General features: G+C 71.7%; 17 protein-coding genes. 4 read left to right on the forward strand and 13 right to left on the reverse strand.

Annotated features, from left to right (window positions below; translation table 11 throughout):
* Position 1 precedes the first annotated feature (1 nt).
* From QWU11_RS01245 to QWU11_RS01265, 5 genes are read right to left on the reverse strand one after another with little or no spacing between them, the layout of a single operon-like run.
* On the reverse strand, positions 2-2,329 hold the full coding sequence (locus QWU11_RS01245) for a xanthine dehydrogenase family protein molybdopterin-binding subunit (protein ID WP_290103326.1): 2,328 nt from the start codon (positions 2,327-2,329) through the stop codon (positions 2-4).
* A gap of 5 nt (positions 2,330-2,334) precedes the next feature.
* Positions 2,335-2,826 carry a (2Fe-2S)-binding protein gene (locus QWU11_RS01250; protein ID WP_290103067.1) on the reverse strand — a complete coding sequence of 164 codons (492 nt, stop codon included), beginning with the start codon at positions 2,824-2,826 and terminating at the stop codon, positions 2,335-2,337.
* Positions 2,819-3,691 (reverse strand): xanthine dehydrogenase family protein subunit M, encoded by an 873-nt coding sequence (locus QWU11_RS01255; RefSeq protein WP_290103068.1) that lies wholly within the window; start codon positions 3,689-3,691, stop codon positions 2,819-2,821. The genes QWU11_RS01250 and QWU11_RS01255 overlap by 8 nt, the downstream gene beginning before the upstream one ends.
* Positions 3,688-4,497, reverse strand: a complete 810-nt coding sequence (locus QWU11_RS01260) for an alpha/beta fold hydrolase (protein WP_290103069.1) — start codon at positions 4,495-4,497, stop codon at positions 3,688-3,690. The genes QWU11_RS01255 and QWU11_RS01260 overlap by 4 nt, the downstream gene beginning before the upstream one ends.
* Complete coding sequence (locus tag QWU11_RS01265; protein WP_290103070.1) at positions 4,494-5,519, reverse strand: amidohydrolase family protein; 1,026 nt, start codon at positions 5,517-5,519, stop codon at positions 4,494-4,496. The genes QWU11_RS01260 and QWU11_RS01265 overlap by 4 nt, the downstream gene beginning before the upstream one ends.
* A 174-nt stretch (positions 5,520-5,693) precedes the next feature.
* Here QWU11_RS01265 and QWU11_RS01270 point away from each other — a divergent pair, with 174 nt between their 5' ends.
* From QWU11_RS01270 to QWU11_RS01280, 3 genes are read left to right on the forward strand one after another with little or no spacing between them, the layout of a single operon-like run.
* On the forward strand, positions 5,694-6,296 hold the full coding sequence (locus QWU11_RS01270) for a UbiX family flavin prenyltransferase (protein WP_290103071.1): 603 nt from the start codon (positions 5,694-5,696) through the stop codon (positions 6,294-6,296).
* A 13-nt stretch (positions 6,297-6,309) separates the two neighbouring features.
* Entirely contained in the window at positions 6,310-7,218 is a 909-nt protein-coding gene (locus tag QWU11_RS01275; RefSeq protein WP_290103072.1) for a LysR family transcriptional regulator, read from the forward strand.
* Between the two features lie 7 nt (positions 7,219-7,225).
* Entirely contained in the window at positions 7,226-7,942 is a 717-nt protein-coding gene (locus QWU11_RS01280) for a GntR family transcriptional regulator (protein WP_290103073.1), read from the forward strand.
* Between the two features lie 178 nt (positions 7,943-8,120).
* On the opposite strand, the gene QWU11_RS01285 is transcribed toward QWU11_RS01280, so the two are convergent.
* The 8 genes from QWU11_RS01285 to QWU11_RS01320 are packed head-to-tail and all read right to left on the reverse strand — an operon-like array spanning position 8,121 to position 15,071.
* The gene (locus QWU11_RS01285; protein ID WP_290103074.1) at positions 8,121-8,471 is read right to left on the reverse strand and encodes a hypothetical protein; all 351 of its coding nucleotides are present in this window, start codon (positions 8,469-8,471) and stop codon (positions 8,121-8,123) included.
* Between the two features lie 35 nt (positions 8,472-8,506).
* On the reverse strand, positions 8,507-9,208 hold the full coding sequence (locus tag QWU11_RS01290; protein WP_290103075.1) for a GntR family transcriptional regulator: 702 nt from the start codon (positions 9,206-9,208) through the stop codon (positions 8,507-8,509).
* 28 nt (positions 9,209-9,236) lie between these two features.
* On the reverse strand, positions 9,237-10,688 hold the full coding sequence (locus tag QWU11_RS01295) for a UbiD family decarboxylase (protein WP_290103076.1): 1,452 nt from the start codon (positions 10,686-10,688) through the stop codon (positions 9,237-9,239).
* The gene (locus QWU11_RS01300) at positions 10,685-11,383 is read right to left on the reverse strand and encodes an isochorismatase family protein (RefSeq protein WP_290103077.1); all 699 of its coding nucleotides are present in this window, start codon (positions 11,381-11,383) and stop codon (positions 10,685-10,687) included. Before QWU11_RS01300 ends, QWU11_RS01295 begins: the two co-directional genes overlap by 4 nt.
* Positions 11,380-12,354 (reverse strand): ABC transporter substrate-binding protein, encoded by a 975-nt coding sequence (locus QWU11_RS01305; protein ID WP_290103079.1) that lies wholly within the window; start codon positions 12,352-12,354, stop codon positions 11,380-11,382. The genes QWU11_RS01300 and QWU11_RS01305 overlap by 4 nt, the downstream gene beginning before the upstream one ends.
* The gene (locus tag QWU11_RS01310; RefSeq protein ID WP_290103080.1) at positions 12,354-13,184 is read right to left on the reverse strand and encodes an ABC transporter permease; all 831 of its coding nucleotides are present in this window, start codon (positions 13,182-13,184) and stop codon (positions 12,354-12,356) included. Before QWU11_RS01310 ends, QWU11_RS01305 begins: the two co-directional genes overlap by 1 nt.
* On the reverse strand, positions 13,096-13,989 hold the full coding sequence (locus tag QWU11_RS01315; RefSeq protein ID WP_290103327.1) for an ABC transporter ATP-binding protein: 894 nt from the start codon (positions 13,987-13,989) through the stop codon (positions 13,096-13,098). The genes QWU11_RS01310 and QWU11_RS01315 overlap by 89 nt, the downstream gene beginning before the upstream one ends.
* Before the next feature lie 2 nt (positions 13,990-13,991).
* Positions 13,992-15,071: a nitrilase-related carbon-nitrogen hydrolase gene (locus tag QWU11_RS01320; RefSeq protein ID WP_290103081.1), complete on the reverse strand. Its 1,080-nt coding sequence runs from the start codon at positions 15,069-15,071 to the stop codon at positions 13,992-13,994.
* Between the two features lie 467 nt (positions 15,072-15,538).
* Here QWU11_RS01320 and QWU11_RS01325 point away from each other — a divergent pair, with 467 nt between their 5' ends.
* Complete coding sequence (locus QWU11_RS01325; RefSeq protein WP_290103082.1) at positions 15,539-18,118, forward strand: tetratricopeptide repeat protein; 2,580 nt, start codon at positions 15,539-15,541, stop codon at positions 18,116-18,118.
* The last annotated feature ends 221 nt before the right edge of the window (positions 18,119-18,339 follow it).

Genomic DNA, 18,339 nt, shown 5'->3' on the forward strand with positions numbered 1-18,339 from the left:
TTCAGGGTCCTTCCGAAAGAAGATCAGAGCCGTAGATCGCCTCCACGATGCGGGCGGGGGTCACGGGGGCGCGGGTCACGCGGGCGCGGAGTGGCCGCAGGGCGTCCTCCACCGCGTTCGCGATCGCGGCCGGGGCCGGGATCGTGCCGCCCTCCCCGGCGCCCTTGGCGCCGAGGGGGTTCAGCGGGCTCGGCGTCTGGATGTGGAACAGCTCGGCATCCGGCACCTCGGTGGCCGACACGAGCGCGTAGTCGAGGTAGCTCGCGGCCTGCGGCTGTCCCTCCGCGTCGTAGACGGGCTCCTCGTACATCGCGTTTCCGATGCCGTGCGCGAAACCACCCAGTACCTGACCGTCCACCAGCAGCGGGTTGATGACGTTGCCGCAGTCGTGGCCGATGACATAGCGCAGGATGGTCACGCCTCCCGTCTCAGGGTCGACCTCGACGAGTGCGGCATGCGCGCCACTGGCGTACGCGGCGCGTTCCGGCGCGAAGTAGCTCGAGGTCTCCAGCCCGGCTCGGATGCCTTGGGGCAGGGTGATCCCATGCTTTCCTATGTTGGCCACCCGGGCAAGATCGAGCAGAGAGACCGATTTCTCCTCGGATCCTCCGAGACAGGCCAGGTCGCCGACGAACGACACGTCCGACGGATCGCCGCCCAGCACCTGCGCCGCCGTCTCGGCCAGCCGGTCGCGCATCAGGCTCGCCGCCTCCAGCACGGCCGGGCCCGCCGTCGCGGTGATGCGTGAGGCGAACGTTCCCTGCCCGAAGGGAATTCTACTGGTGTCACCCGTCACGACCTGGATGTAGTCCATGTCCAGCCCGAGGGCGTCCGAGGCGATCTGGGCGTACACCGTCTCGTACCCCTGTCCCTGCGGCGCCGCGGCCAGCGTCACCAGGATCCGGCCGGTGTTGGTGAGCCGCACCCGGGCACCCTCGTACGGACCGAGCCCGCACCCCTCGACGTAACAGGCGAGCCCGATGCCGACGTACCGGCCCTCCGCGCGCAGTTTCTCCTGTTCAGAACGCGCCTCCGCGTACCCGAGCCGCGACAGCGTCCCCGACAGCAGCGCCGGGAAGTCACCGCTGTCGTAGGTCAGCGGCGAGCCGTCGCGGAACATGATGCCGACCTTGTACGGGAACTCATCGGCCTGGATCAGGTTGCGGGCGCGGACCTCCGCCGGGTCGAGCCCGAGGTGGGAGGCGATCCGGTCCATCATCCGCTCCATCGCGAACACCGCCTGCGGCCGGCCCGCGCCGCGTACCGATGAGGTCGGGACCATGTTGGTGTAGCAGGCCCGCAGCTCGGTGTGGATGTTCGGGATCTTGTACGGCCCCGGCACGGTGCTCGTCGTGATCGAGGGCACCTGCAGGCCGGCGCAGTACGCGCCCTGGTCGTGCTCGATGACGTCCTTGACCGCGAGCAGCAGGCCGTCGCCGGTGAAGCCGACCGAGATCCGGTGCGTCTGCGAGCGCTCCATCATGGTGGAGACGAAGTTCTCCTGCCGGTCCTCGATCCACTTGACCGGCCGCCGGAGCTTCTTCGCCACCCACGGGATGACGACCTCCTCGCCGTAGAACTGGGCCTTGGGCCCGAAACCGCCGCCGACGTCGGGCGGCGCGATGACGCGGATGTCGTCCTCGGCCATGTCGTAGATCAGCGAGAGCTGCTGGCGCGCGTAGTGCGGCGACTGCGTGTTGTCCCAGATCGTGAGCTGGCCGGTCGCGGGCTCGTACCGCGCGGCGACGGCGCGGGCCTCCATCGAGTGCCCGCCGCCGCGCATGACGTAGAACTCCTCCGACAGCGTGTGCGGCGCGGAGCGCAGCGCCTCGTCGGCGTCGCCGGCCCGCTGGAGAAGGTGGACGGCGACGTTGTCCTCGGCGCCGGAGTGCGCGAGCGGCGCGCCGGGCGCGAGCGCGGCGGCCGTGGAGGCGATCGCCGGCAGCACCTCGTAGTCGACGTCGATCAGCTCCAGCGCGTCCTCGGCGACGTACCGCGAGGAGGCCACGACGACGGCCAGCGGCTCACCGACGTAGTGCAGTTCCTCCGGCGGCATCGGCAGGCGTGGGAAGTCCTTGAGCCTGGGGTGCAGGACCTTGGGCGCGAGCGGTTTCTGGATCTCGGCCAGGTCCGCGCCGGTGTAGACCGCGACGACGCCCGGCAGGGCGCGCGCCTCGCTCGCGTCGATGGACAGGATGCGGGCGTGGGCGTTCGGCGACCGTAGGAAGGCGGCGGCCAGGGCGTCCGGCAGGTCGAGGTCGTCGAGGTAGCGGCCCCGCCCGGTCAGCAGCCGCTCGTCCTCGCGGCGTGGCACGCGCGCGCCGATCATGGCGGTCACCTGACCGTGTCCTTCCGCTCGGCGCCGGCCTCGGCGACGGCCTTGATGAGGCCGGTGTATCCGGTGCAGCGGCAGATGTTGCCGCTGAGCACGTCGCGGGCCTGCTCCTCGTCGCGGACCGGCCCCTCCCGGAGCGCGGCGGTCACGCTCATCAGGAACCCCGAGGTGCAGAAGCCGCACTGCAGGGCGTGGTTGCGCGCGAACGCCCGCTGCAGTGGGTTCAGCTCCCCGTCCACGGCGAGGCTCTCCACGGTCTCGATCTCCGCGCCGTCGCTCTGCACCGCGAGCATCAGGCACGAGCGGACCGCGTCGCCGTCCACCAGCACCGTGCAGGCGCCGCAGACGCCGTGCTCGCAGCCCAGGTGCGTGCCGGTCAGCCGCAGCCGCTCGCGCAGGAAGTCGGCGAGGGTGAGGCGGTCGCCGACCGTCTCCTCCCGTACGGTGCCGTTGACGGTGACCGAGATCCGGTGACCTTCGCTGTCAGGCATGGGCGGCCTCCCGTACGTCGGCGAGCGCCCGCCGGACCAGGACGCCGGTGAGGCGCCTGCGGTACGCGGCGCTCGCGTGGATGTCGCTCGTCGGGTCGATCTCCGCGCGCGCCGCCGCCTCGGCCCCGGCCAGCAGCGCGTCGTCGAGCCGGTTCCCGACGGTCAGGCCCTCGACGGCGGTGAGGCGCCGGGGCGTCGGGGCGATGCCCGCCGCGGCCACGCGGCAGCCGGTGACGACGCCGTCGTCGTCCAGCCCGCAGGTCACCGCGACGCCCGCCAGCGCGAAGTCGCCCTGCCGTGTGGCGAACTCACGGAAGGCCGAGTGGGTGCCCGCCGGTGGCCGGTCGATCGTGACCTCCAGCAGCAGCTCCTCCGCCTCCAGCGCGGTGGTCAGGTGGAACAGGAAGAAGTCGGCGGCGCCGAGCGTACGGACGCCGTCCGCCGAGACGACCGTGAATCTGGCGTCCAGGGCCGTCATCACGCTCGGCAGCTCCGCCGCCGGGTCGGCGTGCGCGAGGCTCCCGCAGACCGTGCCGCGGTTGCGGATCTGCGGGTGGGCGACCTGCCGCAGCGCGCTCGCGAGCAGCGGCAGCGCGCGCGTCAGCTCGGGGGAGCGCTCCACCTGCCGCTGCCGGACCAGGGCCGGGATGGTGATCGTGTCCGCCTCGACGCGCGGCTCGTCCAGCCCGCCGCCGAGCCGGTTGACGTCGATGAGGTGGTCGATGCGGGCGAGCCGGAAGTTGAGCATCGGCATCAGGCTCTGGCCGCCGGCCAGCACCTTCGCGTCGTCGCCGTACTCCTTCAGCAGCGCGAGCGCCTCGTCCAGCTCACGCGGCGCGTGGTAGGCGAACCGGCCGGGCTTCACCGCGGGTCTCCGGCGACCGGATCGCCGGCGAACACCCGGCGTACGACGTCGGCCAGCTCAGGCCGCTCGACGAGGGACAGGTGGCGCAGGCCGGGCAGGGACAGCAGCGTGGCGCCGGGGATGCCCTCCGCCAGCCCGCCGGCCATGGCGGGCGGCGTCGCGTAGTCGTCCTCGCCCACGATCACCAGCGCCGGGGCCCGTACGGCGGACAGCAGGGGGCGGGCGTCCAGGCGGCCCATGGCGAGGGACGCGGCGGCGTGGGCCCGGCTGTCGGTCCGCAGGAAGATCTGCGTCACGCGGTCGACCTCCGCGGGCTCGCGATCCGGGAAGGCGGGGGAGAACCAGCGGTCGATCTGGAACGGGAGCTGCTCGGCCCGCGGCACCTCGGCGGCGCGGCGGGCGCGCTCGGCCCAGGCCGTGGCCGCGTTCTCGCCGTACCAGGCGGTGGTGTCGGCCAGGATGAGGGAACGGGCGCGCTCGGGGAACAGCCCGGCGAACGTGACCGCGACACTGCCGCCCATCGACATGCCGAGCAGTCCGGCGGAGGGGAGTTCGAGCGCGTCGAGCACCGCGGCGACGTCGCGGGCCATGTCCTCGATCGAGAACGGCCGGCCGTCCCATCCGCTCTCGCCGTGCCCGCGCAGGTCGAGCGAGAACACCTCGAAGTCCTCGCCCAGGGCGTCGGCGAGGGGCCGCCACAGCGCGCCGGACAGCGCCAGCGGGTGGAGCAGGACCACCGGCTCGCCCGATCCGTGCGTACGGACGGCGAACCGCCCGTACGCCGTCTCGACCGATCGTTCGCTCATGAGGGCCTCCGGAAGATCGTGTCGGCGTTGGCGCCGAGGACGGCCGCCGTCTCGTCCGGCGTGAGGCCGGCGTCGAGGACGGTCCGCACCGGTTCGGGGTCGGACAGCGCGAAGGGGTAGTCGCTGCCGAGGAGGACCCGGTCCGCCCCGGCGAGGCGGGTCAGGAAGGCGATCGCGGGCGCGGAGAGCGCGGCCGTGTCGTAGTACAGGGACGGCAGGTAGGCCGAGGGCAGGCCGCGCGCCAGCTCGCCGGCGAAGATCTCCTTCGTCCGGTAGCCGCCGTCGAGACGGGCCGCCTGGTAGGGCAGGAACCCTCCGCCGTGCACGAGGACCAGCGTCAGCCCCGGGTGCCGGTCGAGCAGGCCGTGCAGGATCAGCTCGGTCACCGCGAGCGTGTTGTCGATCAGCCGGCCGTGCACGTTGCCCATGCCGCCGAGCGTCGGGAGGGCGTTCGAGGGACCGCAGGTCGGCGGGTGCAACATGATCGGTACGCCGTACCGCTCCGCGGCCGCCCAGAAGTCCGCGAACTCCGGGTCGTGCAGCGCGGCGCCCTCGCGCGGGGCGGTGTTGAGCAGCACCCCCGCCATCTCGGGCCGTGCCCGTACGTCCTCCAGGCCCTCGACCGCGCTCTCACCGTCGCAGGTCGCCACGGTAGCCAGCGCGCGGGTGCCGTTTCCCAGCGTGGCGGCCGTCTCGGCCATCGCGTCGTTGAGCCGGTTCGCCCAGTCCCGCGCGGCCCCAGGCTCCAGGGCGCCGGACTGCACGTCCATCCACGGGGAGAGGATCTGCTCGGAGACCCCCGTACGGGACATCCACGTGCGGCGCGGCCCCACCTCGGTCATCCGGGCGCCGACCGGGCGGGTCGGGCCGGAGCCGGGGACCGTGACGACCCAGCCCCGCTCGACGCGTTCGGCGGTGAAGCCGTGGATCGGCGCCGAGGACAGGCCCGCCAGCAGCGACGGGGGGACGACGTGGGCGTGGACGTCGATGGCGGCTCTGGTCGGCCCGATCGGTCCGGTCACGGGGTCCTCTCTTCGCGTTTCGCCTTCTGCCAGCGACGCTAAGGACCCCTCACGGCCCCCACAAGCGGCGTTTGCCGGGGGGAGCGGTTAGTAGGACTTACATCCCGTATGTGGCGACTGTTTGAATGGACATGGTGTGATGACCTGGACATTCATCCGTCGAGGTGAGGTGCGGTGACGGGTCCCCACGAGGACGTGACGCGGAAGATCATCGTCGCGATCACGGGCGCCAGCGGCGCGCCGTACGGCCTGCGGATGCTCACATTGCTGCGCGACCAGCCGGGGATCGAGACGCACCTCATCGTGTCCCGCGCCGGGGCGATGACGCTGCGCCAGGAGTGCGGCGTCTCGGCGCGCGAGGCCGAGGCGCTCGCCGACGTGACGTACCGCCCGGCCGACGTCGGCGCGACCATCGCCTCGGGGTCCTTTCCCGTCGACGCGATGCTGGTCGCCCCCTGCTCGATCAAGACGCTCAGCGCGATCGCCTGGACCTACGACGACGATCTCATCAGCCGTGCCGCCGACGTGTGCCTCAAGGAGGGCCGGCCGCTCCTGCTCCTCGTACGGGAGACGCCGCTGCACCTCGGGCACCTGCGGGCCATGACCGCGGCGGCCGAGGCGGGTGCGATCATCGCGCCGCCGGTCCCGGCGTTCTACGCCCAGCCCGTCTCCATCGAGGAGATGGTCGACCACACGGCGCGGCGGGCGCTCGCCCGGGTGGGCGTGAGCGAGCTCGCGCCCAAGCCGTGGCAGGGTGAGATCGGCGGACGCGGCTGAGGGGGGACACGCGATGCTCGACGTACGGCGGCTGCAGATCTTCTCGGCGGTGGCCGAACACGGGTCGTTCACGGCCGCCGCCGAGTCCCTGTTCATGACCCACTCGGCCGTCTCACAGCAGATGGCGCTGCTCGAACGCCAGCTCGGCCTGTCCCTGATGACGCGCGGGCCGCGCGGCGTGGAGCTGACCGAGGCCGGGCGCGTCCTCGCCGAGCGCAGCACGGTACTGCTGGGGAGCATCGCCGGCATCGAGCGCGAGATGCGCGACCTCACCGCCCGCCACGCGTGCGTACGGCTCGCGGCGTTCCCGACCGCGGGCGCCGACCTCATTCCGCGGGTGGTCCGCGAGTACCAGAAGCGCTTCCCGGACGTGCGCGTCGAACTCCGCTCGGCGCACGCCGGCGACATCGCGGCGTGCCTGCGCGACGGCGACGTCCACCTGGGGCTCGTGTGGGACTACGACTTCGCCCCGCGGATGTTCGCCGCCGACATCGACCGGATCCACCTGACCGACGACCCGCTGTGCGTGTTGTTCCCGCTGGACCACCCGCTGGCCGAGGAGCCCGCCGTCGACCTGGCGGACCTGTCCGGTGAGACGTGGGTGGTCCGCTCCCACCGGCCGCCGTACGACGAGGCGTTCGTGACGATGTGCCGGCTGGCCGGTTTCGAGCCCGACGTCGGCTTCGTGACGGAGGACTACCAGTCCGCGCAGGGCCTGGTCGCGGCCGGGATCGGCATCAGCGCCGTACCCCGCCTCTCACTGATCGCCCGGCACCCGGAGGTCGTGGCCGTGCCGATCGCCGCACCGGCGCCGTGCCGCCGGATCGCCGCGGTACGGTTGCGTGGCGCCGGCCACCCGCGCGCCGCCCAGCAGATGCTCGACGTCCTGCGCGACGGCACCGCCGTCAAGGACACGCCGTGAGGATCCGATGACCGCCGAGGAGCCGCTCGCCCCGGGCCCGTCGCCCGGCCAGGGCATGCTCGCCGCGCTGCTCCGCGAGGGACGGCCGAACACCTCGCTGGTCGACCACATCGTCGAGGACGTCGCGATGCAGATCATCCTCGCCAAGCTGCCCCCGGGCGCCGACCTCAACTCCGTCGACCTGGCCCGCCGCTACGGCAGCAGCCGCACCCCCGTACGCGAGGCGCTGCTGACACTGGAGCGCGAGGGCCTGGTGGAGATCCCGGCGCGCCGCCGCCCCCGCGTAGCGCTCGTCACCCTTGAGCAGGTACGCGACATCTACCAGGTACGCGCGAGCCTGCACGGCCTGGTCAGCGAGCTGATCGTCCGCGAGGCGAAGGACGAGAGCCTGGCCGTCCTCGCCGAACGGCAGGAGGAGCTGCGCGCGGACGCCGAACGGGGCGACGTCGACGCGTACTTCTGGCACAACGTGGCCTTCCGCCAGGCCGAGGCCGAGATCACCGGCAACCGGCAGCTGATCCGCACCCTGGGCTCGCTGGGCCTGCGCACGCTGCAGCTCCGCCACCTGAGCCTGTCGTTCCCGGGCCGGCTGAAGCGCTCCCTGGACGACCACGACCGCCTGATGATGGCCTACGCCGACCGCGACACGGCGTTGGCGGTCGCCATCACCAAGTCCATCATCAACGCGGGCTTCCGCGCCATCGAGACCTCAGGCTGGTTCTGAGCCGCCCCCGGGATGGCACCGAGCCGTGGTCGATGCTCTCGGTCACTCCGCTTTCCCAGAACGATCCGCCACGCCGGCCGCAGTGAGCGGCCGGCCGCCGGAGCCGTCGTCCACACCCATGGCATGACATGAGGCGCGGGAGCGTCGCCGTTCGTCTCCTCGTGGAGCGAATTGACGCTTACTCCGCGTCCCGGCCGTCGATGATCGTCCGGAGGAGACGTTCGACGTCCTCGGCGTCCGCGCGCCGGGCGTCGATCTCGATCCGGCGGTCGTCCGTGCCCTCGACGACGATGCGGATGTCGGACCGGCGCGGGTGGGCGAGCCACGTCTTCAGGGAGGTCGCGAGGATCGAGACCGTGCCCCCGGACCCGACCCCGACCACCAGGGCCTCCGTCAGCGCGCCGAGCTCGCCCGGACGCGGCGCGGCGAGAGCCGGGCGAACACGGAGGTCCGGTTCGCCGCGCAGCCAGTCCGCTAACGACTCGAGTGCCTGGACGTCACCGTTCGCGACCCGGACCCGTACGGCCATCGTGACCCTCCAAAGCTGTGGCTGAAGGGAACAGGTTAGAACCGGCCCGAGCGCTCGATGGCGTGATAGCCCCGCAAGACCAGGGATCGGGTGACCGCGACCGCCAGCGCCACGTCGCGCTCCGTATAAGCGCGCACCAGACGCTCGTGGTCGGACAGCGAGTGCAGCAGGCGCCCCGGCAATGACAGGCTGACGTACCGGAAACGCTGCATCTGCAACCCCAGCGAACTCAGCCGCCGCTGAAGCTCGACGTTCTTCGACAAAGCGGCCTCCGCATTACGGAAGCCCACGTTGTGCCAGAAATAAGCGTCCACGTCGCCCGCCTCCACGTCGCGTTGCAGCATCGCCTGCCACGACAGCAGCCCGCAGATGTCATCATCCGTCGCCCGTTCCACCACGAGCTCGCTGACCAGCGCGTACAGGCTCGCCCTGATCTCGTAGATCTCCTTCACCTGGGAGATAGCCACGGGCGAGACGTACGGGCGGCGGCGCGGGGGCACGATGACCAGGCCCTCGCGTTCCAGCAGCAGCAAAGCCTCGCGGACCGGCGTACGGCTCGTGCTGAAACGCCGCGCCAGCTCCGCCGAGTTGACCTCCGCGCCCGGAGGCAGCCGGCCCTCCACGATGGCCGTGGCCAGCTCCTGGAAGATCGTGAAGGACAGCGACGAGCCGCCCGAGCTGCCGCGCAGGGCGTTGAACACCATCTCCTGCCGTAGCTCGCGCAGGTCCGCCTTCACCGGAGACCGCGCCCGGTCGCCGTACGCACTAGCCCAGCACCTCCGGCCACCGGCGCGTTACCGACGCGATCAGCTCCTCGCTCGCCGAGGCGACCTGCGGGAAGTCGTCCAGGCGCTCGTACGGCCGGCACGCGTCGATGATCGCGCGGCTGTTGAACGCCATCGCGCCGGGCGGGGTCAGCGGGTCGACCCGGCTGCCCCAGGTGCGCTTCATCACCTCGATGTCGACCGACGGGTCGGTACGGCCGGTCATCGCCCAGACCACCTCGCCGAGGTCACGGGGGTTCACGTCGCCGTCGACCACGACCGTGAAGCGGTTCATGTACGCCGCGCTGGGATGCTGCGCGGCCAGGTACGCGGCCTGGCGCGCGTGGCCCGGATACCGCTGCTCGATCGAGACGATCAGCAGCGACCGGCCCCCTCCGGCCTCGTGCGCCCACACGCCGCGTACCCCCGGCAGGCCGGTCCGGCGCAGCCCGTCGGTGATGATCGCCGACTTCATCACCGTGCGCATGTAGGAGTAGTCGTGCGGCGGCTTGCCCGGCGGCGCGCCGAGCAGGATCGGGTCGTCGCGGTGGTAGACCCGCTCCACGTCGATGGTCAGGATCGGCTCGCGGGACCCGGAGTAGTAGCCGGTCCACTCCCCGAACGGGCCCTCGGGACGTACGTCGTCCGGCCGTACCCAGCCCTCCAGCGCCAGTTCGGCGTCGTGGGGCAGCGGCAGCCCCGTGACCTGGCCTGCGATCGTACGGACGGGGGCGCCCATCATCGCGCCGACGTAGTCGTACTCCGACACGTCGGCCGGGACCTCGACTCCGGCGGCGACGAGGTAGGCCGGGTGGTGCCCGAGCGAGACCGCGATCGGCGCGCGGCCCTCCGCCGCGAACCAGCGGCGCAGATGCTGGGCGCCGTGCTTGCCCGCCTCGATGTTCACGCTGGCCGAGCGCCCGTCGTCCTGCACCTGCATGCGGTACGCGCCGAGGTTGATCCGCCCCGTGTCGTGGTCGCGGGTGACGACGGCGCAGCCGGTGCCGATGTAGCGTCCGCCGTCGCCCTCGTGCCAGCGCGGCACCGGAAAGTCCAGGAGGTTCACCTCCGGCTTGGCGACGACGTGAGCGAGCACCGGCCCGTCGGGAACCGAAACCGCCGCGAACGACGAGGCCCGCGCGGCCCACTCGCCCGGCCGGGCGGCCAGCGTCTCGACCAGGTCGGCGTCCGTACGGTCCCAGCCGAGGCCGAGCACCGACCCGAGCAGCCGCGGGTTGCTGACCGTGCCGCTGAGCACGCGGTGGCCGCGCGGATAGCCGGCGATGCCGTCGAACAGCAGCGCCTTGGGATTGGTCCTGCGGTAGTTGACCTGGGACAACGCGCCGATCTCCAGGTCCCAGCCGGCGCCCTCGACGGTCTGTAGCTCGCCGCGATCGCCCGCCTCGCGCAGCCAGGCCCGCAGATCCGCCGGGGCGCCTTCGGAGTCGCTCATGCCACCTCTCGTCCTTCGGCCGCACCGCGCAGGTACGCCGCCGCGCGGTCCGCGGAGAGCACGTCCGCGTACTTCTGGTCCAGGTCGAACAGGCTCACCCAGTGGGAGGCCTCGAACCGGTCGAAGCAGCAGTCCCCGACCACGCAGACGCGGTAGCCGCGCGTGCACGCGTCGACCGCCGTCGCACGTACGCAGCCGCTGGTCGCCTCACCGCAGACCAGCACGGTGTCGACGCCGCGCGAGCGCAGCACGGTGTCCAGCGGCGTCTCGTGGAAGCCGCTCGGGCCGGCCTTGGCCAGCACCACGTCGCCGTCGCGCGGCGCGACCTCGGCCACGATCCCGTTCGGGTCCTTCCCGCCCGGGCGCGGGGCCAGTCGCGCGGACGGCTTGCGGTTCCACCGCCCGTACGAGGCCGGCGCCTGGTGGAAGTAGACCACCGGCACGTCCGCGGCCCGCGCGGCGTCGAGCAGGGGAGCGGTACGGTCGACAGCCTCCCATCCCGGGCGCCCGCAGGCGCTCGGCCAGTCGGCCACGGCGTCCGTGATGTCCGCCCTGGGGTACCCGAGCGCCGCGTAGTACAGGTCCACGACGAGCACCGCCGGCCGCGTGCCCAGGCCGAACGGCGCGCTCTTGGCCCACGACGTGGCGGCCAGGACGGCGTGGTCCCGCTCGGTGAGGAAGCCGGTCCAGCTCACGAGGCGCCCAGCGTGTTGTCGATGTACTTCGTCACGTCGGCCGGCGGCTTGCCGTGGGAGTTCCGCGCGGCCTCCTGGAACCCCTGCTGGATCACCTTGGGGTCCACCGCCGGGGTCGTGGCCCACACGTCGAGGAAGAAGTCGTAGGCGTACTCGGCCAGCGCCGGGCTCTTGACACCGCTGTACTTCTGGATGCTCGCCATCGTCTCCTTCTTGTGCGAGCGCAGGAACTGGAGCGCCTCGGCCTCGGCCGCGACGAACCGCTTCACCACCTCGCGGTTGTTCTTCAGGTAGCTCGCCTGCACGGTGTACGCGCCGAGCGGGAAGGGCAGGCTCGCGAGCGTGGCCAGCCGGTGCGCGCCCTTCTCCCGGCTCTGCGTGCCGTTCGGCGGCTGGGTCAGGATCGCCGACACCGCGCCGCTCTCCAGGGCCGCGACCTCGGCCGGGATGCCCTTGACGAAGATGGACGTGACGTCGGAGCGCTTCATGCCCTTGCTCTGCAGCAGCGCGGTGAGGCCGTAGTCGCTCTCGGAGCCCGGCGAGGTGATCGCCACCTTCTTGCCCTTGAGGTCGGCGAACGTCGTGATGTTCGGGCCGGCCCACATCTCCAGGTTGTAGTGCGGCTCGGACATCGCGACGAAGCGCAGGTCCGAGCCGCGCATGATGGCCGCCGCGCTGTCCTGCGCGACGCCGACGCCGATCTGCACGCTGCCGCTCGCGAGCCCGGGGACGAGCTGGGAGCTGTCGTTGAGCCGTACGATCCGGGCGTTCAGGCCGTGCTTTTTGAAGATCCCGTAGTCGGCCGCGACGTAGAGGTCGGAGTAGCCCGCGCCGAGCGCGGTGTATCCGATCTTGACCGGGAGCAGGCCGTTGGCGTCCGCCTTGACCTTCTTCGTGCTTCCGGCGCAGGCGGAGAGGGTGAGCAGGAGGGCGGCGGCGGCCGCCATGCCCGGCAGGAGTCGCGTTCTCATCAGTGTGCACCAGCCCAGTGGGTGAAGCGCCGCTCGATCAGGCGGACGGTCCAGTTGAGGATGAGGGCGACGACGGCGAGGATCACGATCCCGGCCATGGCCGCGTCCATGTTGAAGTTGGACGTCTGGTTCTGGACGAAGAACCCGAGGCCCTTGCTCGCCAGGAACAGCTCCGCGACGATCGCGCCGACCAGCGCGCGGCCGACCGCGAGGCGGATGCCGGCGAGGATGTACGGGAGCGTCGCCGGCAGCGCGACGGTGCGGAAGAACGTCAGCCGCGGCGTGCAGAACACCGTCGCGACCCGGTTGTAGTCGTTGTCGAGATTGCGGACGCCGGTGGTCACGTTGATGATCAGCGGCAGGATGCCGGCCCAGACGATGATCAGTACGCGGGACGTGTTGCTGATGCCGAACCAGAAGATGATGATCGGGATGAAGATGACGTACGGGACCGAGTAGAGGATGTTGACCCACGGCTCGGTCATGTCGTGCAGCACCTTGCTGCGGCCGAGCACGAGCCCGAGCGGGATGCCCGCCACGAAGGTGATCAGCAGGCCCCACAGCAGCTCGTAGCCGGTGGCGCCGAGCACGGGGTAGATGTCGCCGGAGCGGAACAGCGTGACCTCGGCCTTGGCCGTACGCCACGGGCTGCTGCTGAAGGTCACGTCCACCAGCCCGGCCGAGGTGCTGATCTGCCAGGCGAGCAGGACGATGACGATGCCGGCGGTGCCGAGCAGGCCGCTACTGTGCCGCGCGGCCCAGCCGGAGCCCCTCTCCGCCGCCGGCGTGTTCTTCGGTGTGGTCGGCCGTGGCCGGGTCGCCGTTGACATGGTCCCTCGCTGGGGTCGTCGGTGCTTGCTGGTGGAGGGCGGCCAGGATCTCGTCGCCGTACGCGATGAACTCGGCGCTGCGGCGCCAGTCGACGCTCCGCGGCCGTGGCGTGTCGATGGTGACCACGTGCGCGACCGTCCCCGGCCCGGGGGAGAAGACGATGACACGGTCGGCGAGGAGCACGGCCTCGTTGACGTCGTGCGTCACGAACAGGGCGGTCTTGCGGCCGCCGACCGTGTCGGCCTGCCAGATCCGCAGCAGCTCCTCCTGGAGGACGTCGCGGGTCTGCGCATCCAGGGCGCCGAACGGCTCGTCGAGCAGGAGCAGCGTCGGGTCGGTGGCGAGGGCGCGGGCGAGGTTGACCCGCTGGCGCATGCCGCCGGAGAGCTCGTGCGGGTACTTGCCCGCGACGTGGCGCAGGCCGACCATGTCGAGCAGCTCCTCGGACCGCTGCCGGGTCTCGGCGTTCAGCCGGCCCTGGACCTGGAGCCCGAACCGTACGTTGGACAGCACGGTCCGCCAGGGGTACAGCGAGGCGTGCTGGAAGACCAGCGAGCGTTCGGGGCCGGGCCCGGTGATGGGCCGGCCGGCCAGCTCCAGGTCGCCGCCGGCCACCGGGACGAGCCCGGCGACCGACTCGAGGAAGGTGGTCTTCCCGCAGCCGCTCGGGCCGACGATCACCACGAACTCGTGCTCCATGACCTGGAGGTTCAGGTCGGAGACGGCGAGGGTGAGCGTCCCCTTGCGGCGGCTGCGGTGCCCGAGCCGCAGGCCCCGTGCCTCGAGCAGTGCGTCGGAGGGCATGGTCACGCGCCGTTCTCGAAGATGTCGATGTTGGACCGCTTGAGGTGCCCGGTGGAGACCAGCCGGTCGATCATGTCCCGGGCGTACGCGCGGGTCTCGGTGGTCGACTTCAGGAGCTTGTCGGACCACTCGTCGTTCGGCCACCGCTTGGCCTGGCGGTACACCTCGGCGAACAGGTCGGTGCGCAGCTCCACGAGCTGGTTCCACTCATGACCGCTGTCGCCCGGCTTGCGCGATCGGATCTCGCGGACGGCGTCGACGTCGATGGTGGCCACGCAGACCGCCTCGCCGGGACCGGCGGCGACGGACTGGACGTTGCCGAGGTGGTCGACGACCTGCGAGTGGCCTCGGTAGCCCGAGCGCGGCCGGTCCGAGCCGAGGAAGCCGCCGGCGCAGACCGACAGGAAGTACGCGAGGTTCTCGTACGCCCGCGAGCGCCGGAAGACGTCCCACTTGGCGTCGACGTCGGACCACGGCTCGGCGGTCGGGTGGATGAGGACCTCGGCGCCCTGCAGGGCGAGGGCGCGGGCCATCTCGGGGAAGATGATGTCGGTGCAGGTGAGAGTGCCGAGGACGCCGATCTCGGTGTCGACGACCGGGAACATGCTGAGGTCGCCGTACTTCTCGGTGTACTCCGTGAAGACGTCGCCCGGCCCGGTGTAGACGGTGTTGAGGTTGTTCGGGCCGTTGTTCTTGCGGTACTTCAGGATGATCTCGCCGTGCGGGTCGATGATGAAGTTGGTGTTCCACAGCCGGCCGGGCCACTCGTCGTCGCGCTCGTAGAGGTTGCCGACGAAGTAACAGCCCAGCTCACGGGTCTTGTCCGCGATCCGGTCCGTCACGGGGCCCGGGATGGTCTCGGCGAGCTCCAGCCACTCGTCCACACTCCGCGGACGGAACTGGCCGATGAGGCTGTACTCCGACACCGCGGCCAGGCGCATCTCACCGACCCGGTTGAACGTCCAGTGCAGCAGCTCGAAGATCCGGTTCAGGTTCTTCTCGATCATCTCGTCCCGGGTCCTGGGGTCGACGATGACGTGGGTCTCCTGCTGGATGAGCGCTGCCTTGTAGGGCTTGATCACTACTGCTCCTCGTACTGGCCGTAGAGGGTCGTCGGTGTTTCCCCGATGTAAAAGTGTCGACAAGTTACGTCCGGGTCTCCGGGGGTGTCAATAGCCTCGTACGGCCGGTTCTCGACCTCCGGTGAGGGTCCAGGTACGCTCTGAGCACAGGTAACAGAGGGTTTTCGTGGTGTTGGCGCGCCCTGTCGCGTCGCCGGTGGCGGGTGGTGTCGCCGTGTGGCCGTGCGGCGATCTGTGGACACTTGCGGCTTACTGTCGACACTTGAGCCGGCGTGCAGGCGCCCTGGTCCGCACCGCGCGCGGGGAACGGGAGGTCCCGGGACAACGTCGAAGTGGGTAAAGGGTGGTTTTCCGTTCGGCCGTCCAGGCCGAAATCACCTCCGGCCGGGTACGCGGTTGCGCCAATGCCGCGAACACGGGCACGATGCCGATTATTCGGTGGAACGAAAACAGCTAGAGGCGATTTCATGCACGATCTGCGCCGGCGGTCGGGGGCGACCGGCACGCCTCGTCGCATGCGCGGGTTCGCCGCGGTCCGGCTGGCCACCCCGCTGGCGGTCGCGGCCCTGACCGTACTGGTCACGGCCCTGACGACCACTCTCGACGCGTTCAAACTGCCCGTGGCCGCGCGCCTGGCGATCGTCGGTGGCGGGTCCGTGCTCGCCGGTCTGATCGCGCTGGTTTCACAGCGCGGCGTACGTCATTTCACGCCGCAGGGCGCGCCGCGGTCCGACGGCGTTGCCGCCCCCGCCCAGTTGCCTCCGGTAATCGCGCATTTCACCGGCCGCGCCGACTATTTGGCCAGGCTTCATCACGTGTTCACGGAGGAGGATAAGAGATCAGAAGAATGGAGCGGATCTCTCGTCGTCTCGGTGCACGGGCCGGGCGGCGTCGGCAAGTCCGCGCTCGTGACGCGCTTCGCGCATGAGGTGGCCGGGCACTACCCGGACGGGCAGCTCTACTGCGACCTCCGCGGCTCGGGCGACGTGCGCGTGCGGATGGAGGACGTGCTCACCGGCTTCCTGCTCGCCCTCGGCGTCCGGCTCACCACCGACCCGGGCGGCCTGCCGGACCTGCAGAAGCTGTGGTGGACCTGGCTCAAGGGCCGCCGCGTCCTGATCTTCCTCGACAACGCGCGGCACGCCGACCAGGTCCAGGCGGTCGTGCCGCCCGAGGCCGGCTGCGCCGTGCTCGTCACCTCCCGACAGCCGCTCTACCTGCGCAACACCCTGGACGTACGGCTGCAGGAGTTCACCGAGCTGCAGGCGGTCGAACTGCTGGCCCGCCTGGCCGGCGACGAGCGCGTCGCCGAGGACGACCGGTCGGCGGTGCGCATCGCGGAGCTGTGTGACCGCCTGCCGCTCGCGGTCAGCATCTGCGGCGGCCGGCTGGCCGCGCGCCGCACCTGGTCGCTGGAGGAGATGGCCGACCGGCTCGGCGACGAACGCCGCCGGCGGCTCGACGAGCTGGAGACCGACGACCAGATCGACAAGAGCGTGCGCGCGACGCTGTGGCTCAGCTACGAGGACTGCACCGATCTCCAGCGGCGCCTGCTGCGGTCGTTCGCGCTGCTGTCGGTGCCCGACCTGCCCGGGTGGGCGGCCGGGTCGCTGCTCGGCACGTCCAAGCCGGACGGGGGCGACCAGCTCGAGGCGCTCGTCGACGCCCAGCTCATGGAGTACTCCGGTAAGGACCCCACCGACACCGGCCGCTACCGCCTGCACGACCTCGTACGGCTCTACGCCCGCGAGCGCGCCGACCGCGAGGACACCGACGAGCAGCGCCGCGCCACGGTGGACCGGATCCTCGCCGGCTACCGCCGCCGGGCCGAGCTGGCCGCCGCCGTGCGCTGGCCGCAGGACTGGCGCCGCCACGCGCGGCGCGGCGAGCAGGACTCCGGTGAGATCGCCCCGGAGCCCTGGTTCTACGCCGAGCACCTCACGCTGCTCGCCTGCGTCGAGCAGGCCGCGAGCCTGGAGATGTGGGAGGAGGCGTGGCGGGTCGGCCGCGCTTTCTGCTCGCTGTCCCACTCGATGCGGCTGTTCTGGCAGGAGTGGCACGCGGTGGCCGAGACCACGCTGCGGGCCGCCTCCCGGCTGGAGGACCCGCGTTCGATCGGCATCGCCCTCATGGAGCGCGCCGCCGCCTCCGGCGGCCTCGGCAAGGGCGACCTGGCCCGTAGGAGCGCGGAGGAGGCGCTCGCGGTCTTCGAGGAGCTGCGCGAGCCCTGGTGGGCCGCGCGGGCCGAACGGACCGTCGGCGTCACCCTCCGCGACGCAGGCAACCTGGACGAGGCCCAGCGGCACCTGCTGGCCGCGATCGGGGGCTTCGCGGCGGTCGGCGATCGCTGGTGGCACGCCCGTACGCAGCGCAACCTCGCCGAACTCCGGCTCGCCCAGGGCCGTCACCAGGAGGCACGCGCGCTGCTCGACGAGGCCCTCGGCGTCTTCGAGAGCGACGGTAACCGCTACTCCGAGGCGCAGACCCTGCGCGTCCTCGGCGAGGTCAGCGCGGCCGAGGCCGCGGACCTGCGGGCGCGCGGCGACATTCTCGCCGGCGACGCCGGTTACAACCGGGCGGCGCAGGTGCTGGAGCGGGCCGCCGAAATGTTCCGGCTGCGGCACGAGCAGTGGGAGGAGGCGCGCTGCCTGCGCGCCGCGGGCGAGGTCGGCGACCCCAAGAACGGCCTGCGCGAGCTGACTTTCGTCCGCCGCGCGATGGGCACCCTCGAAGGCCTCGGCGACTCGTGGGGCGTCGCGCGCACGGAGCTGTCGGAGGGCCGCGCGCTGAACCGCCTCGGCCGGGTCGACGAGGCGGTCACCGCGCTCGGCCACGCCGCCGCGGTCTTCCACGAACTCGGCGACCGATGGCTCCAGGCCCGCTGCCTGCGCACACTCGCCGAGATCCTGGCCGACGCGGGCCGGCCCGCGGAGGCGCGCGGGCCGGCCGAGGAGGGCCTGCGGATCTACCGGAGCCTGGGCAATGAGGTCGGCGAGACACGAGCACGCAACATGCTGGCCCGCGTACTGGGCTCCGAGCAGAGCTGACGCCCACGTCGCGGCGGGACTGTGCCCAACAGAAGGTCGCGCCGTGGGCGAGGGCACGGAGGTCGTCGAGCGGCCCCCGGCGCGCGGGCTGCCTGGCCGGCGCGCCGGGGTCGGCGACATCCCTCCAGCCTGACGGCGGTGTCCGGTACGCGACGGCACCGCCGCAGCCTGAAAGCGATCCCGCCGACCCCGGCCCGTGCGGGGCGGAGCCCCCACACCGG

Origin of the sequence: Actinomadura sp. DC4, from assembly GCF_030406325.1 — a bacterium.
Lineage (GTDB): Bacteria > Actinomycetota > Actinomycetes > Streptosporangiales > Streptosporangiaceae > Actinoallomurus.

Excerpts from the sequence above, each read along its gene's own strand:
- QWU11_RS01245 (WP_290103326.1), bottom strand. The coding sequence starts at position 2,329 with ATGATCGGCGCGCGCGTGCCACGCCGCGAGGACGAGCGGCTGCTGACC.
- QWU11_RS01250 (WP_290103067.1), bottom strand. The coding sequence starts at position 2,826 with ATGCCTGACAGCGAAGGTCACCGGATCTCGGTCACCGTCAACGGCACC.
- QWU11_RS01260 (WP_290103069.1), bottom strand. The coding sequence starts at position 4,497 with ATGAGCGAACGATCGGTCGAGACGGCGTACGGGCGGTTCGCCGTCCGT.
- QWU11_RS01275 (WP_290103072.1), top strand. The coding sequence starts at position 6,310 with ATGCTCGACGTACGGCGGCTGCAGATCTTCTCGGCGGTGGCCGAACAC.
- QWU11_RS01280 (WP_290103073.1), top strand. The coding sequence starts at position 7,226 with ATGACCGCCGAGGAGCCGCTCGCCCCGGGCCCGTCGCCCGGCCAGGGC.
- QWU11_RS01285 (WP_290103074.1), bottom strand. The coding sequence starts at position 8,471 with ATGGCCGTACGGGTCCGGGTCGCGAACGGTGACGTCCAGGCACTCGAG.
- QWU11_RS01295 (WP_290103076.1), bottom strand. The coding sequence starts at position 10,688 with ATGAGCGACTCCGAAGGCGCCCCGGCGGATCTGCGGGCCTGGCTGCGC.
- QWU11_RS01305 (WP_290103079.1), bottom strand. The coding sequence starts at position 12,354 with ATGAGAACGCGACTCCTGCCGGGCATGGCGGCCGCCGCCGCCCTCCTG.
- QWU11_RS01310 (WP_290103080.1), bottom strand. The coding sequence starts at position 13,184 with ATGTCAACGGCGACCCGGCCACGGCCGACCACACCGAAGAACACGCCG.
- QWU11_RS01315 (WP_290103327.1), bottom strand. The coding sequence starts at position 13,989 with ATGCCCTCCGACGCACTGCTCGAGGCACGGGGCCTGCGGCTCGGGCAC.
- QWU11_RS01325 (WP_290103082.1), top strand. The coding sequence starts at position 15,539 with ATGCACGATCTGCGCCGGCGGTCGGGGGCGACCGGCACGCCTCGTCGC.